We start from the raw sequence: 14,561 nt of genomic DNA, 5'->3' as shown, positions 1-14,561 counted from the left end.
GCCCGCGTCCCGTCGTCAGAGCCCTGCGGCGCGCCGCAGCTCCTCGACGCGCGTGGTCTGCTCCCAGGTGAAGTCGGGCAGCTCGCGGCCGAAGTGGCCGTACGCGGCGGTCTGCGCGTAGATCGGGCGCAGCAGGTCGAGGTGCTCGATGATCGCCGCGGGGCGCAGGTCGAAGACCTGCTCGATCGCGCGGATGATCACGTCGTCCGAGACCTTGCCCGTCCCGAAGGACTCGACGTACAGGCCCACCGGGTTCGCCTTGCCGATCGCGTACGCGACCTGCACCTCGAGGCGATCGGCGAGTCCCGCCGCCACCGCGTTCTTCGCGACCCACCGCATGGCGTATGCGGCCGAGCGGTCGACCTTCGACGGGTCCTTGCCGCTGAAGGCGCCGCCGCCGTGGCGCGACGCGCCGCCGTACGTGTCGATGATGATCTTGCGCCCCGTGAGGCCCGCGTCGCCCTTCGGACCGCCCGTCACGAACGGCCCTGCGGGGTTGATGTAGAGCTTGACGCCCTCGGCGTCGAGCCCGGTCTGCTCGAGGACGGGGCGGATGACCGACCTCTCGACCTCGTCGCGGAGCTCCTCCTGCGTCATCTTCGGGTGGTGCTGCGTCGAGAGCACGACCGCGTCGATCGTCCGGGGGGTGAATCCCTCGTAGCCGAGCGTGACCTGGGTCTTGCCGTCGGGGCGCAGGAACGGCAGCTCGCCGCTGCGCCGCACCTCCGTGAGGCGCTCGGCGAGCCGGTGCGCCGTCCATGCCGCCATCGGCATGAGCTGCGGGGTCTCGTTCGTGGCGAAGCCGAACATGATGCCCTGGTCTCCCGCTCCGAGCACGTCGAAGCGGTCGATCGAGTCGCCCTCGCGCTGCTCGAGCGCCTTGTCGACGCCGTGCGCGATGTCGCTCGACTGCTCGCCGACCGAGACGCTCACGCCGCACGAGTCTCCGTCGAAGCCCATGTCGCTCGAGGTGTAGCCGATGCGGTTGATCACGCGCCGCACGATCGCGGGGATCTCGACGTAGCCGTCGGTGCGGATCTCGCCCGCGACGTGCACGAGCCCGGTCGTCACGAGCGTCTCGACGGCCACGCGGCTGTCGCGGTCGACCGCCAGGAGCCCGTCGAGGATGCTGTCCGAGATCTGGTCGCAGATCTTGTCGGGGTGTCCTTCGGTGACCGACTCGGACGTGAACAGACGCAGGCTCATGGCGGCTCCAGACGATCGGGCGGGCGCGGCGCCTGCGGGCACCGCGCCCTCCAGTATGACGAGGGCCCCCGACACGCGGTGACGGAGGCCCTGTCGGTGTGACGAGTTCTTACGCGGTCACTCCGCGGGGCGCAGGCGCAGCTTGTCCTGGTGGATCTCGTGCAGCGCGATCGTCAGCGGCTTGTCCTCGACCGACGAGTCGACGAGGGGCCCGACGTTGTCGAACAGGTTCCCCTCGTGGAGGTCCGTGTAGTAGTCGTTGATCTGACGCGCGCGCTTGGCGCCGTAGATCACCAGCTGGTACTTCGAGTCGACCTTGTCGAGAAGCTCGTCGATGGGCGGGTCGATGATGCCCTTGTGCTCACTGCTCATAGCAGTCCTCCTGTTCGGCGACGTCGGTCGCTCGTCGAGACCATGGCGGGATGGCGCGCGGGTGTCAGCGCGCGGACGCCTGCACCAAGTCTACGACCTGGCGCGCGGCCTCGGCGACCGACTCGTTCACGATGCGGAAATCGAACTCGTTCTGCGCGGCGAGCTCGGTGCGCGCCGTGCGCAGGCGACGGGCCCGCTCCTCCTCGTCCTCGGTGCCGCGCCCGACCAGCCGCGCGGTCAGCTCGTCCCAGCTCGGCGGGAGGAGGAAGACGAGCGTCGCCGACGGATCGGCCGCGCGCACCTGACGGGCGCCCTGCAGGTCGATCTCGAGCAGCACGGCGCGCCCCTCGGCGAGGGCCCGCTCGATCGGCTTGCGCGGCGTGCCGTAGCGGTGCCGGTTGTGCACGACCGCGTACTCGAGCAGCTCGCCGTCCGCGATGAGCCGATCGAACTCGGCGTCGTCGACGAAGTAGTAGTGCTGGCCGTCGACCTCCCCCGGCCGCGGCGCTCGCGTGGTCGCGGAGACCGAGATGAGGAGCTCCGGATGGTGCTCGCGGATGTGCGCCGCGACCGTTCCCTTGCCCACCGCGGTCGGCCCGGCGAGGACGATGAGCCGGCTCCGGCCGGGCCGCGCCTGCGGCTCGGGCATCCGACTGTCGAGCCAGCCGCGCAGAGCGTGCCGCTGCCGGCTGCCGAGGCCGCCCAGCCGCTTGACCGGCGAGATCGCCAGCTCCTCGAGCACGCGGTCGCGCTTGCCCTCGCCGATCGCGGGGAGCGCCATGAGGAACTCGGGCACGCGCATCGTGCCGGCCGCGGACTGCGGGTCGGCCTCGGCCCGGCGCAGGACCTCCTGCGGCGTGACGACGCGGGTCGCGAGGTCGCGCTTGAGACTCGCCCTCGCGCGCCGCGCGGCGACCGCCTTCCGCGATGCGGCGGCGCGGTCCACCTCGGGCGGCTTCGGACGGCCCGGTGCGGTGCTCTCAGACATCGGCTTCTCCCTCCGACGATCCCCGGTAGGCGGCCGCGGCGTCGGCGATCGCCTGGGCGAGGCCGTCCGGGCCGGCGGCGAGGATGCTGCGGCTCTCGGATGCGATGACGCACGGCGCCATCTCGCGGAAGACCTCGGGCAGCGCGGCCGCGGCGGCGCCCTGGAACCCGAACCCTGGCGCGAGGATGGGCGCGGGCGGAGCGAACGGCGCCAGCCCTGCCGCGTGCCAGTCCACCGTGGCGCCGATGACGAAGCCCGTGCTGCCCCACTCCCCCTCGCGCGCGACGCGCGCGTTGCGCGCCGACACCTCGGCCACGATCGCCGCCGCGACGCTCGAGCCGTCGGCGGTCGCACGCTGGAGGGCGGTCGCCTCGGGGTTGCTCGTGGCGGCGAGGACGAACGCGCCCTTGCCGTGCTCATCCGCGAGGGCCAGCGTGCCCTCGAGCGCGCCCACGCCCAGATACGGGCTCACCGTGAGCGCGTCGGCCTCGAGCGGCGACCCCGGCGTGAGCCATGCCGCGCCGTACGCGTCCATGGTCGATCCGATGTCGCCGCGCTTGGCGTCCGCGATCACCACGAGATCGGCCGCGCGCGCCGCCGCGAGCACGTCCTCGAGAGCGGCGATCCCCGCCGACCCGAAGCGCTCATAGAACGACACCTGCGGCTTGACGAAGCCCGCGCGCCCCGCGGCCGCCTCGACGACGCGCAGCCCGAACGCCCGCGCGCCCGCGGCATCCGCCTCGAGACCCCACTGCGCGAGCAGCGGAAGGTGCGGGTCGATCCCGACGCAGAGCGGGCCGCGCGCGTCGAGGACGGCGCGGACCCGCTCTCCGAACGACGGCACTACGCGCTCACCGCCGCCTCGCGCTGGACGCGGTCGGAGGCGTACTCCTGCAGGCTGCGCACGCCGAAGCCGCCGCCCATCGAGTCCATCGCGCTCACCGCGGCGCCGAGCACCGAGATGGTCGTGAAGAGCGCCTTGTCGGCGCCCACCGCCGCGGCGCGGATCTCGTAGCCGTCCGCGCGCGCCGACATCCCGCTGGGGGTGTTCACGATGATGTCCACGCGCCCCTCGTTGATGAGGTCGACGATGTTCGGCACGCCCGAGTCCTGCGTCTCGCTGTACTTGCGGACCACCTCGACCTCGATCCCGTTGCGCATGAGGATCTCGGCCGTGCCCTCGGTCGCGAGCAGGCGGAAGCCCAGCTGGCGCAGACGGTGCGCGGGCAGGATGACGTCGCGCTTGTCGCTGTCGGCCACCGAGATGAACACGGTGCCCGACAGCGGGATCCCGCCGTACGCGGCCGCCTGGCTCTTCGCGAACGCGGTCGGGAAGTCGCGGTCGATGCCCATGACCTCTCCCGTCGAGCGCATCTCCGGGCCGAGCACGGAGTCGACCACCGCGCCCTCGCGCGTGCGGAAGCGCTTGAACGGCAGCACGGCCTCCTTGACGGCGACGGGCGTGTCGAGCGAGACCCGCGAGCCGTCCTGCTCAGGCAGCATGCCCTCCGCCTTGAGCTCGGCGATCGTCGTGCCCGCCATGACCCGGCTCGCCGCCTTCGCGAGCGGGATGCCGAGCGCCTTCGACACGAACGGCACCGTGCGGCTCGCGCGGGGGTTCGCCTCGATCACGTAGAGCACGCCGGCGCTGATCGCGAACTGCACGTTCAGCAGCCCGCGCACGCCCACGCCCTGGGCGATCGCGAGGGTCGCCTCGCGCACGCGGTCGATCTCGGTGCGGCCGAGCGACATCGGCGGCAGCGTGCAGCTGGAGTCGCCGGAGTGGATGCCGGCCTCCTCGAGGTGCTCCATGATGCCGCCCACGTACAGCTCGTGCCCGTCGTAGAGCGCGTCGACGTCGATCTCCACGGCGTCGTCGAGGAAGCGGTCGACGAGGAGCGGCTGGCCGGGGCCGATGATGGCCTGGTCGGCGATGCGGACGAAGTAGTCGCGCAGGCTCGCCGTGTCGTACACGATCTCCATGCCGCGCCCGCCGAGCACGAAGCTCGGGCGCACGAGCACGGGGTAGCCGATCTCCTCGGCGATCGCGACGGCGCCCTCGACGTCGGTCGCGGTGCCGTTGCGGGGCGCGACGAGGGCGGCGCGCTCGAGGATCTCGGAGAACAGGCCGCGCTCCTCGGCGAGGTCGATCGCCGCGGGGCTCGTGCCGAGGATGCGGTAGCCCGCGTCCTCGATGCCCTTCGCGAGCCCGAGGGGCGTCTGCCCGCCGAGCTGGCAGATGACGCCGAAGATCTCGCCCGACTGGGCCTCGGCGTGGAGGACCTCGAGCACGTCCTCGAGCGTGAGCGGCTCGAAGTACAGGCGGTCGGAGGTGTCGTAGTCGGTCGAGACCGTCTCCGGGTTGCAGTTGACCATGACCGTCTCGAATCCGGCGTCGCTCATCGCGAACGAGGCGTGCACGCACGAGTAGTCGAACTCGACGCCCTGGCCGATGCGGTTCGGGCCCGAGCCGATGATGACGACCTTGCGGCGGTCGGACGGCGTGACCTCGGTCTCGGACTCGTAGCTCGAGTAGTGGTAGGGCGTCTGCGCGGGGAACTCGCCCGCGCACGTGTCGACCGTCTTGAACACGGGGCGGATGCCGAGGCCGTGGCGGATGCCGCGCACCTCCGCCTCGGACAGCCCGCGCAGCTGCGCGATCTGGACGTCCGAGAATCCATGGTCCTTGGCCAGGCGGATGGCCCGCTCGTCGAGCTCCGCGGCGTCGGCGACGGCCTGCGCGACCTCGTTGATGAGGACGATCTGGTCGAGGAACCACGGGTCGATGGCCGTCGACGCGAAGACCTGCTCGACCGTCGCGCCGAGGCGCAGCGCCTGCTGCACGTCGACGATGCGGCCGTCGGTGGGCGTCTTGATCGTCTCGAGGAGCTCCTCGACCGAGCGCATCTCCTCGCCCCAGTGGAAGCTCGAGCCGCGCTTCTCGACGGAGCGGAGCGCCTTCTGCAGGGCGGTCGTGTAGTTGCGGCCGATCGCCATGGCCTCGCCGACCGACTTCATGGTCGTGGTGAGCGTGGGGTCGGCGGCCGGGAACTTCTCGAACGCGAAGCGCGGGACCTTGACGACGACGTAGTCGAGCGTGGGCTCGAACGAGGCCGGCGTGACCTGCGTGATGTCGTTGGGCACCTCGTCGAGGCGGTAGCCCAGGGCCAGCTTGGCCGCGAGCTTGGCGATCGGGAAGCCCGTCGCCTTCGACGCGAGCGCCGACGAGCGGGAGACGCGCGGGTTCATCTCGATGACGATGATGCGCCCGTTCTCGGGGTTGATCGCGAACTGGATGTTGCAGCCGCCGGTGTCGACGCCCACGGCGCGGATGATGTCGATGCCGATGTCGCGCAGGCGCTGGTACTCGCGGTCGGTGAGCGTGAGCGATGGGGCGACCGTGATCGAGTCGCCCGTGTGCACGCCGACCGGGTCGACGTTCTCGATCGTGCAGACGACGACCGTGTTGTCGGCCGTGTCGCGCATGAGCTCGAGCTCGTACTCCTTCCAGCCGAGGATCGACTCCTCGAGGAGCACCTCGGTCGTGGACGACTCGTGCAGGCCCGCGCCCGCGATGCGGCGCAGGTCCGCCTCGTCGTAGGCGAAGCCCGACCCCAGGCCGCCCATCGTGAACGAGGGGCGCACGACGAGCGGGTAGCCGAGGTCCTCTGCCGCCTCGAGCACCTCCTCCATCGTGTGGGCGATGCGGCTGCGCGCGACCTCGGCGCCCGCCTCGACGACGAGCTCCTTGAACACCTGGCGGTCCTCGCCCTTGCGGATGGCGTCGACCTTGGCGCCGATGAGCTCGACGTCGTACTTCTCGAGGATGCCGCGCTCGTGCAGGGCCATCGCCGCGTTCAGCGCGGTCTGGCCGCCCAGGGTCGGCAGGATCGCGTCGGGCTTCTCCTTCGCGATGATCGTCTCGATGACCTCGGGCGTGATCGGCTCGATGTACGTCGCGTCGGCGAAGTCGGGGTCGGTCATGATCGTCGCGGGGTTCGAGTTCACGAGGATGACGCGGACGCCCTCCTCCCGGAGCACGCGGCACGCCTGGGTGCCGGAGTAGTCGAACTCGCAGGCCTGGCCGATCACGATCGGGCCCGACCCGATGACGAGCACGGACTGGATGTCGGGGCGCTTAGGCATTGTCTTCCTCGGACGTTGAGCGAGCGGAGCGAGCCGAGATGGTGTCGCGCACCATGTCGACGAAGCGGTCGAAGAGGTAGTTGGCGTCGTGCGGACCGCCCGCGGCCTCGGGGTGGTACTGCACGGAGAACGCCGGGATGTCGAGGGCGCGCAGGCCCTCCACGACGTCGTCGTTGAGGCCCACGTGGCTGACCTCGACGCGGCCGAACCCGGCGGGGCTCTCGAAGACCTCGTCGATCGGGGCGTCCACGGCGAACCCGTGGTTGTGCGCCGTGATCTCGACGCGGCCCGTGAGCTTGTCGCGCACCGGCTGGTTGATCCCGCGGTGGCCGAAGGGCAGCTTGTAGGTGCCGAGGCCGAGCGCGCGGCCGAGGAGCTGGTTGCCGAAGCAGATGCCGAAGAACGGCAGGCCGTCGCGCAGCACGCTCTGCAGGAGGGCGACGTGGGCGTCGCTCGCCGCGGGGTCGCCGGGGCCGTTCGAGTAGAACACCGCGACGGGGTCGATGGCCTTGAGCTCCTCGAAGGTCGTGCTCTGCGGCAGCACGTGCACCTCGAAGCCGCGTCGGGCGAGGTTCTCCACCGTCGCCTGCTTGATGCCGAGGTCGATGACGGCGAGGCTGCCGATGCGGTCGCCCTGCGCGGGCGTGACGGCGGCGACATCGACCGAGACCTCGGCCGAGAGGTTGCGGCCGGCCATCGCGGGCGCCTCGGTCACGATGCGCAGCTGCTCGTCGGCGGCGAGGCCGGCGGCCTCGCCCGAGAACACGCCGCCGCGCATCGAGCCGGCCGAGCGGATGTGACGGGTCACGGCGCGCGTGTCGATGCCGCTGATCCCGACGACGCCGTCGCGCTCGAGCGCCGCGTCGAGCGGCTCCTCCGCGCGCCAGTTCGACACGACCCGGCTGGGGTCGCGCACGATGTAGCCGGACACCCAGATGCGGCGGGACTCGGGGTCCTCGGTGTTGACGCCGGTGTTCCCGATGTGCGGCGCGGTCTGCAGCACGATCTGACCCGCGTACGAGGGGTCGGTGAGCGTCTCCTGGTAGCCGGTCATGCCGGTCGAGAAGACGACCTCGCCGAGGGTCGTGCCGCGCGCACCGTAGGCGTAACCGGCGAAGCGCGTGCCGTCTTCGAGGACGAGGACCGCGGGGTCGCGGTCGAGCAGAGAGGTCATGAGGTCGCTCCTGTGGGGGTCGGGGAGGTGCGCAGGTCTTCGATCGCCGCGACGAGCGCGTCGGGATCGCCGCCCTGAAGGCGCACATAGGAATCGCAGATGGTGCCGTCGGACGCGCGCCACGCGATGAGCACGAGGCCGTCCGTCTCGACGACGCGGTCGATGGTCCAGGTCGCGCGGCCCGCGCCGACGAGCTCGTCCGCGCGGAGGAAGATGCCGGGCGCCCCGGCGAGGTCGAGGGCGACGCCGCGGTCCGTCACCGTGACGCCCGCCTTCGCCCGGAACTCGAGGTGCCGCACGGCGAGCCGATCGAGCGGCTGGTCGTGGCGGGTCGTGGCCACGTAGAGGCCGTCGAAGCGGGCCGTCTCGGCGCCCTCCGCCGCGCGCACGGGCGCGGAGGTGCCGGCGTCCCGCCGGGATCGTCGGCGCCATCCCCACGCCATCGCGCCGAGGATGACCGCCGCGATCGCCGCCATCATGAGGAGGCCGGGGAGGTACGCGCTCATGCGCCCTCCCGCTCGACGAGCTCGCCGTCGGCGAGCGTGAGGGAGCCGCGGTGGATGGTCCACATCACGCGACCGGGCAGCTCGCGCCCGAGGTAGGGCGAGTTCGCGCTGCGTCCGCGCAGGTCGGCTGCGCCGAACGGAGCGGACGGCCGCGGGTCGTAGAGCGCGATCTCGGCCGGCTCGCCGGCCGCGATCGGCGTGCCGTGCCCCGCGAGCCGCCCGATCCGGGCGGGCGCCTTCGACAGGACCCGCGCGACGTCCTGCCATCCGATGAGGCCCGTCGCGACCATCGCCTCGTGCACGACGCGCAGCGCGCTCTCGAGGCCGACCATGCCGTTGGCCGCGGCCGCCCACTCGCAGCTCTTGCTCTCGGCGGGATGCGGCGCGTGGTCGGTGGCGACGATGTCGATCGTGCCGTCCGCGAGGCCCTCGCGCACGGCCAGGACGTCCTCCTCGCGCCGCAGCGGCGGATTGACCTTGAAGCGCGCGTCGTACCCGCGCACGAGCTCGTCCGTGAGGAGGAGGTGGTGCGGCGTCACCTCGGCGGTCACGTCGATGCCGCGCTTCTTCGCCCATCGGATGATGTCGACCGACCCCGCGGTCGACAGGTGGCAGACGTGAAGGCGCGAGCCCACGTGCTCGGCGAGGAGCACGTCGCGCGCGATGATCGACTCCTCGGCGACCGCCGGCCATCCCGCGAGCCCCAGCTCGGCCGAGACGACGCCCTCGTTCATCTGGGCGCCCTCCGTGAGGCGGGGGTCCTGCGCGTGCTGGGCGACGACGCCGTCGAACGCCTTCACGTACTCGAGCGCGCGGCGCATGATGAGCGGATCCCACACGCAGAACCCGTCGTCGCTGAAGACGCGCACGCGCGCACGCGAGTCGGCCATCGCGCCGAGCTCGGCGAGGCGCTCGCCCTTCTGGCCGACGGTCACGGCGCCGATCGGCTGCACGGTCGCGTAGCCCGCCGCCTCGCCGAGCGCGAGCTCCTGCTCGACGACGCCCGCGACATCCGCGACGGGAGAGGTGTTGGGCATCGCGAACACGGCCGTGAAGCCGCCGGCGGCCGCGGCACGGGTGCCGGTGAGGATGGTCTCGCTCGCCTCGTAGCCGGGCTCGCGCAGGTGGGTGTGGAGGTCGACCAGACCGGGCAGCGCGATGAGCCCTGCGGCGTCGATGATGCGGGCGCCGGCCCGGCTGAGGCCCGTGCCGACCTCCGCGATGCGGCCGTCCTCGACGAGGATGTCGGCTGTCTCGCCGCCCTCGATAGCGGCTCCTCGGATGAGAAGGGATGTCGACTCGGTCACTTCGTTCCCTCGCTCTCCCGCTCCCCCGCGAGCAGCAGGTAGAGCACGGCCATCCGCACCGACACGCCGGCTCGCACCTGCTCGAGCACGGTGGCCCGGGGCGAGTCGGCTGCGGCTGCGGAGATCTCCAGTCCCCGGTTCATGGGCCCGGGGTGCATGACAATCGTATCCTCCGGCAGCGTGGCGAAGCGCTCGGGGTCGAGGCCCCAGCGCCGCGAATACTCCCGCTCCGAGGGGAAATAGGCGGCGTTCATCCGCTCGAGCTGGATCCGCAGCATCATGAGCGCGTCGGGCCGCGCGGCGATGGCCTCGTCGAGGTCGTAGCGCACGGTCACGGGCCACTGCGACACGTCCTGCGGGAGGAGCGTCGGCGGCGCGACGAGCGTGACCTCGGCGCCGAGGGTGGCGAGGAGCCAGACGTTCGACCGCGCGACGCGCGAGTGCAGGATGTCACCGACGATCGCGACGCGGTAGCCCGCGAGGTCGCGACCGCGACTTGCCGCGCCGTACCGGCGCTTGCGCATCGTGAAGGCGTCCAGGAGCGCCTGCGTCGGGTGCTCGTGCGTCCCGTCGCCCGCGTTCACGACGCCGGCCGAGATCCAGCCGCTCGTCGCGAGCGTGCGCGGCGCTCCGGACGCGCCGTGCCGGATGACGACGGCGTCGGCGCCCATCGCCTGCAGGGTCTGCGCGGTGTCCTGGAGGCTCTCGCCCTTCGAGACGCTCGATCCCTTCGCCGAGAAGTTGATGACGTCGGCGGAGAGGCGCTTCGCGGCGGCCTCGAACGAGATGCGCGTGCGGGTCGAGTCCTCGAAGAAGAGGTTGACGACCGTTCGGCCGCGCAGGGTCGGCAGCTTCTTGACCTCGCGCTCCTGGGTGTCGGCCATGTCCTCCGCGACGTCGAGGATGCGGATGGCGTCAGCGCGGCCGAGCGTGCGGGTGTCGAGCAGGTGCCGCATCAGCCGGCCGTCTCGATCGACACGTGCTCTCCCCCGTCGACGTCGGCGAGGCGCACGTTCACGCGCTCGGCGCGCGAGGACGGGAGGTTCTTGCCGACGAAGTCGGGGCGGATCGGGAGCTCGCGGTGGCCGCGGTCGACGAGGATCGCGAGGCGCACGGCGGACGGGCGGCCGATGTCGTTGAGGGCGTCCAGCGCAGCGCGGATGCTGCGGCCCGAGAAGAGCACGTCGTCGACGAGCACGACGGTCCGGCCGTCGATGCCCCCGGGCGGGATCTCGGTCGGGCGCGGCGCGCGCGTGGGGTGCTTCGCGAGGTCGTCGCGGTACATCGTGACGTCGAGCGAGCCGACGGGCACGGGGCGGCCGCCGAAGCGCTCGACGAGCGCCCCGAGACGACGGGCGAGCGTGACGCCCCTGGTCGGGATGCCGAGGAGGACGAGGTCGTCGGGGCCCTTGTTGGACTCGAGGATCTCGTGGGCGATCCGCGTCAGGGCACGGGCGATGTCAGCGTCATGCAGCACGGTTCTCGTGCTCATCCGCCGCTCCCTTCTCCGCCTCACGGGACGGTGTTAAAGGTGCAGATGGCTCCAGTCTACCGGGTGCGCGTCAGGGCTCGAGCAGGCCACGGATGTCGTCGGCCGTGAGCGCCTGCGAGAAGAGCGCGTCGTCGTCCATGACCGCCGAGAACAGGCGCGCCTTGCGCTCCTGCAGGGCCATGACCTTCTCCTCGATCGTGTCGGCCGCGATCATCCGGTAGACCATCACCTGCTTGGTCTGCCCGATGCGATGCGCGCGGTCGACGGCCTGCGCCTCAGCCGCGGGGTTCCACCAGGGGTCGAGGAGGTACACGTAGTCGGCTTCCGTGAGCGTGAGCCCGAATCCGCCGGCCTTGAGGCTGATGAGGAAGACCGGCGCGTCGCCCGAGCGGAAGGACTCCACGACGGCGGGACGGTCACGGGTCGAGCCGTCGAGGTGCGCGTGCGCGACGCCCTCGCGATCGAGTCGCGCGGCGACGATGTCGAGGTACGACGTGAACTGGCTGAAGACGAGCGCCCTGTGCCCCTCGGCGATGACCTCGGACAGCTGCTCGACGAGCGCGTCGAGCTTGCTCGAGGGGATGTGCGCGTGCGCGGGATCGACGAGCTCGGGCGCGAGGCTCAGCAGGCGCAGGAGGGTGAGCGACCGGAACACGATGAAGCGATTGCGGTCGAGGTCGTCGAGCAGCCCGAGGACCTTCTGGCGCTCGCGCTGCAGCACGGTGTCGTACACCTCGCGGTGCGCGGCGCTCAGCTCGACGTGCAGCCTCTGCTCCTGCTTGGGCGGCAGGTCGTCCGCGACGAGCTCCTTCGTGCGCCGGAGCATGAGGGGGCGGATGCGGCGGCGCAGGCGGGCGAGGCGGCGCTCGCGGTAGTCGGCGCCCTCCTGGTTCTCGGGGACCTTCCCCTTCTCGATCGGCCCGATGTACTCCTCGCGGAACCGCCGTGCCGAGGGGAACAGCCCGGGGGCCGCGAGCGAGAGGAGCGCCCAGAGCTCGGAGAGCCCGTTCTCGAGCGGGGTGCCCGTCACGGCGAACGTCACGTCGGCTCGGAGATCGGCCGCCGCCCGGTGCACGCCCGTCTGCGGGTTCTTCGCGAACTGCGCCTCGTCGAGGATGAGGCCCGCCCACTCGACCCCCGCGTACTCCGCCGCGTCGAGCCGCAGCAGCGCATACGACGTCACGACGACGTCGGCCTCGGCCGCGGCGTCGGCGAGCGTGCCCGACCGCTTCGTGCGCGTCGCGTCGATCCGGTGGACGCGCAGCGATGGCGCGAAGCGCGCCGCCTCGTCGCGCCAGGTCGCGGTGACGGACGTGGGCGCGACGACGAGGAACGGGCGCCGCTCCCCCGCCTCGCGCGTGTGCAGGATGAGCGCGAGCATCTGGATCGTCTTGCCGAGCCCCATGTCGTCGGCGAGGATCCCGCCCAGGCGATGCCGCCACAGGAACGCGAGCCAGTCGAGACCCGCCTGCTGGTAGGGCCGCAGACGTGCTGCGAGCCCCGCGGGCGGCGGGGTCGGCTCGATCCGGTCGATGTCGCGCAGGCCCTCGGCCGTCGCGCGCCACGACGCCGCCGGCGCGGACTCGTCTGCGAGGTCCTCGAAGTCCGCCCAGAGCGCCGTCTGATAGCGGCTGATGCGCGGTCCGGCCTCCCACTCCGACAGTGTCGCGGCCTCGTCCACGAGATCGCGGAGCCGCTGCAGCGCCGGGTGCGCGAGCGAGAAGTAGTCGCCGTCGGCGAGCAGCAGCTTCTTGCGGCGCTGGCTGATCGCGGTGAAGAGCGGGGCGAACGGGATGCGGCGGCCGTCGATGGTCACGACGACGCCGAGATCGAACCAGTCGGCGTCGGTGCTCTCGACGGTCGAGACCGAGATCTCTGGCACGCCGGCGAGCTCGCGGTACCGCCGCCGCGAGCCGCTCGTCTCGACGCGGACGCCCTCCGCCTCGAGCGCGGGCAGGATGCGCTCCGAGAACTCCGCCGCGTCGACGTCGCGCAGCTCGCCCGACGGGGCGAACGGCACGTCGGCAGCGCCCTCCCACGCGCGCGCGATGCGCTCCGCGAGCGCCGCCTCGGCCGCGCCGTCCCGATCCGGGTCCGGCGAGGCCGGGCCGCCCGGCTCGCCCAGCGGATGGCGCGCGAGCCCCGCGTAGGCGCACGACAGCGCGTACGTCGTGCGGTCGCCGGGATGGAACGTCACGGCGATCACCGCCTGCGGAGCCGGCCGCTCCGGCACCTCGATGCCCTCGGGAGCGCGCACCTCGACCCGGCGCGCGATCACGGGCAGGGCGTCGCGGACGAACTCCTCCGCATCCTCGGCCGGCACGTCGAGCTCGCCCTGCGCGCCGACGAGGAGGGCGACCGGATCGGCCAGTGCGACCGGTGCGAGCGTGAGGGAGATGCGTCCGCCCTCAGAAGCGAACGCGTAGACGCCCGAGCGCGCGACAGGGCGGACCGAGGCGAGGTCGACCGGCGCGCCGTCGATCTCGATCTCCGCCCGCACGCTCAGCGCGCCATCGTCCGCCTCGTCGATGCGCACCCGCGCGGACGCCGACCGCGCGAGCCGCACGTCGAGGAGCTTCTGCGTCGGCACGAGGGGGATGCCGAGGCCGTCGGCCGCGCGCAGGTGCGTCCAGAGCAGGGCGGACGGGATCGAGTCGAGCGTGAGCCACTCCGATCCGTCGCCGAACGCGTCGAGCCGGAACACGTCGCGCGCGATGCTGTAGAGCTCGGCGAACCAGCGCGACTGCGCGTGCGGGAATCGGCTGCCGGGGCGTCGGACCGCGTCCCACGACGCGTCGCCCTTGATCCACGCGCCCGAGCGGTCGCTGCGCAGGAGCGGCCGCAGCCCCACGAACAGCTCGCCGGCCGTGCCGCGCTCGAGCTGACGCGGATGCGCGGCCTCGGCGCGCCGCGCCTGCCATCCTCCCGCCGAGCGCGCTGGCCGGTGCCGGAGCTCGACCCCGAGCGCGAGCGGGACCGTGTCGGGCGCCGCCGCGGTCTCGGCGGGCGTCACGAGGCTGCGCCACGAGGCGCCGGCTCCGTCGGGGCGCCGCCCCTGCGCGGCGTTCCGCTGCTGCGCGTTGCCCGCGAGCAGCGCCGCGACGACGTGCTTGCAGCGGCTGCGCAGGGGGCAGCTGCACTGCGATGCGACGATCGCCGACGTCCGCGCGTCGAACCGCACCCGCACGGTGTAGCTGCGCGCCGACGATCCGGCGACGCGCGCGGTCAGGGTGACGCCGTCGGTCATCCACCGCGCGTGCTCGACCGCGCCCTCCTGGAAGTACGCGAGCCCGCGCGCGTACGCTCCGTCGTCCGCCATCCTGCGGATGGCGTCGACGGGGACGTACGGCGCGGGCACGCGGAGCGGACC

General features: G+C 72.4%; 11 protein-coding genes. All 11 read right to left on the bottom strand.

Translation table 11 applies throughout. The features are described from left to right. Positions 1–15: 15 nt before the first annotated feature. Complete coding sequence (gene metK, locus M1D46_RS10480; protein ID WP_271171797.1) at positions 16–1,206, bottom strand: methionine adenosyltransferase; 1,191 nt, start codon at positions 1,204–1,206, stop codon at positions 16–18. Between the two features lie 117 nt (positions 1,207–1,323). Then, positions 1,324–1,578, bottom strand: a complete 255-nt coding sequence (gene rpoZ / locus M1D46_RS10475; protein ID WP_156241330.1) for a DNA-directed RNA polymerase subunit omega — start codon at positions 1,576–1,578, stop codon at positions 1,324–1,326. 64 nt (positions 1,579–1,642) lie between these two features. Next, on the bottom strand, positions 1,643–2,566 hold the full coding sequence (gene gmk / locus M1D46_RS10470) for a guanylate kinase (protein ID WP_271171796.1): 924 nt from the start codon (positions 2,564–2,566) through the stop codon (positions 1,643–1,645). Then, complete coding sequence (gene pyrF, locus M1D46_RS10465) at positions 2,559–3,410, bottom strand: orotidine-5'-phosphate decarboxylase (RefSeq protein ID WP_421075496.1); 852 nt, start codon at positions 3,408–3,410, stop codon at positions 2,559–2,561. Before pyrF ends, gmk begins: the two co-directional genes overlap by 8 nt. Further along, the gene (gene carB / locus M1D46_RS10460; protein ID WP_456285492.1) at positions 3,410–6,712 is read right to left on the bottom strand and encodes a carbamoyl-phosphate synthase large subunit; all 3,303 of its coding nucleotides are present in this window, start codon (positions 6,710–6,712) and stop codon (positions 3,410–3,412) included. Before carB ends, pyrF begins: the two co-directional genes overlap by 1 nt. Further along, positions 6,705–7,886 (bottom strand): glutamine-hydrolyzing carbamoyl-phosphate synthase small subunit, encoded by a 1,182-nt coding sequence (gene carA / locus M1D46_RS10455; RefSeq protein ID WP_282977680.1) that lies wholly within the window; start codon positions 7,884–7,886, stop codon positions 6,705–6,707. Before carA ends, carB begins: the two co-directional genes overlap by 8 nt. After that, positions 7,883–8,392, bottom strand: coding sequence for a PH-like domain-containing protein (locus tag M1D46_RS10450; RefSeq protein ID WP_282977679.1), 510 nt, complete (start codon positions 8,390–8,392; stop codon positions 7,883–7,885). The genes carA and M1D46_RS10450 overlap by 4 nt, the downstream gene beginning before the upstream one ends. Then, on the bottom strand, positions 8,389–9,699 hold the full coding sequence (locus M1D46_RS10445; protein WP_282977678.1) for a dihydroorotase: 1,311 nt from the start codon (positions 9,697–9,699) through the stop codon (positions 8,389–8,391). Before M1D46_RS10445 ends, M1D46_RS10450 begins: the two co-directional genes overlap by 4 nt. After that, positions 9,696–10,655: an aspartate carbamoyltransferase catalytic subunit gene (locus M1D46_RS10440; RefSeq protein WP_271171790.1), complete on the bottom strand. Its 960-nt coding sequence runs from the start codon at positions 10,653–10,655 to the stop codon at positions 9,696–9,698. Before M1D46_RS10440 ends, M1D46_RS10445 begins: the two co-directional genes overlap by 4 nt. Beyond that, positions 10,655–11,191 carry a bifunctional pyr operon transcriptional regulator/uracil phosphoribosyltransferase PyrR gene (gene pyrR, locus M1D46_RS10435; RefSeq protein WP_456285491.1) on the bottom strand — a complete coding sequence of 179 codons (537 nt, stop codon included), beginning with the start codon at positions 11,189–11,191 and terminating at the stop codon, positions 10,655–10,657. The genes M1D46_RS10440 and pyrR overlap by 1 nt, the downstream gene beginning before the upstream one ends. A gap of 70 nt (positions 11,192–11,261) precedes the next feature. Further along, positions 11,262–14,549: a DEAD/DEAH box helicase gene (locus M1D46_RS10430; RefSeq protein ID WP_456285490.1), complete on the bottom strand. Its 3,288-nt coding sequence runs from the start codon at positions 14,547–14,549 to the stop codon at positions 11,262–11,264. Between the last annotated feature and the right edge of the window lie 12 nt (positions 14,550–14,561).

This window comes from Microbacterium sp. JZ70, assembly GCF_053903225.1.
The sequence above is the reverse complement of the archived record's forward strand: the minus strand, read 5'-3'. Positions and strand labels throughout refer to the sequence as shown.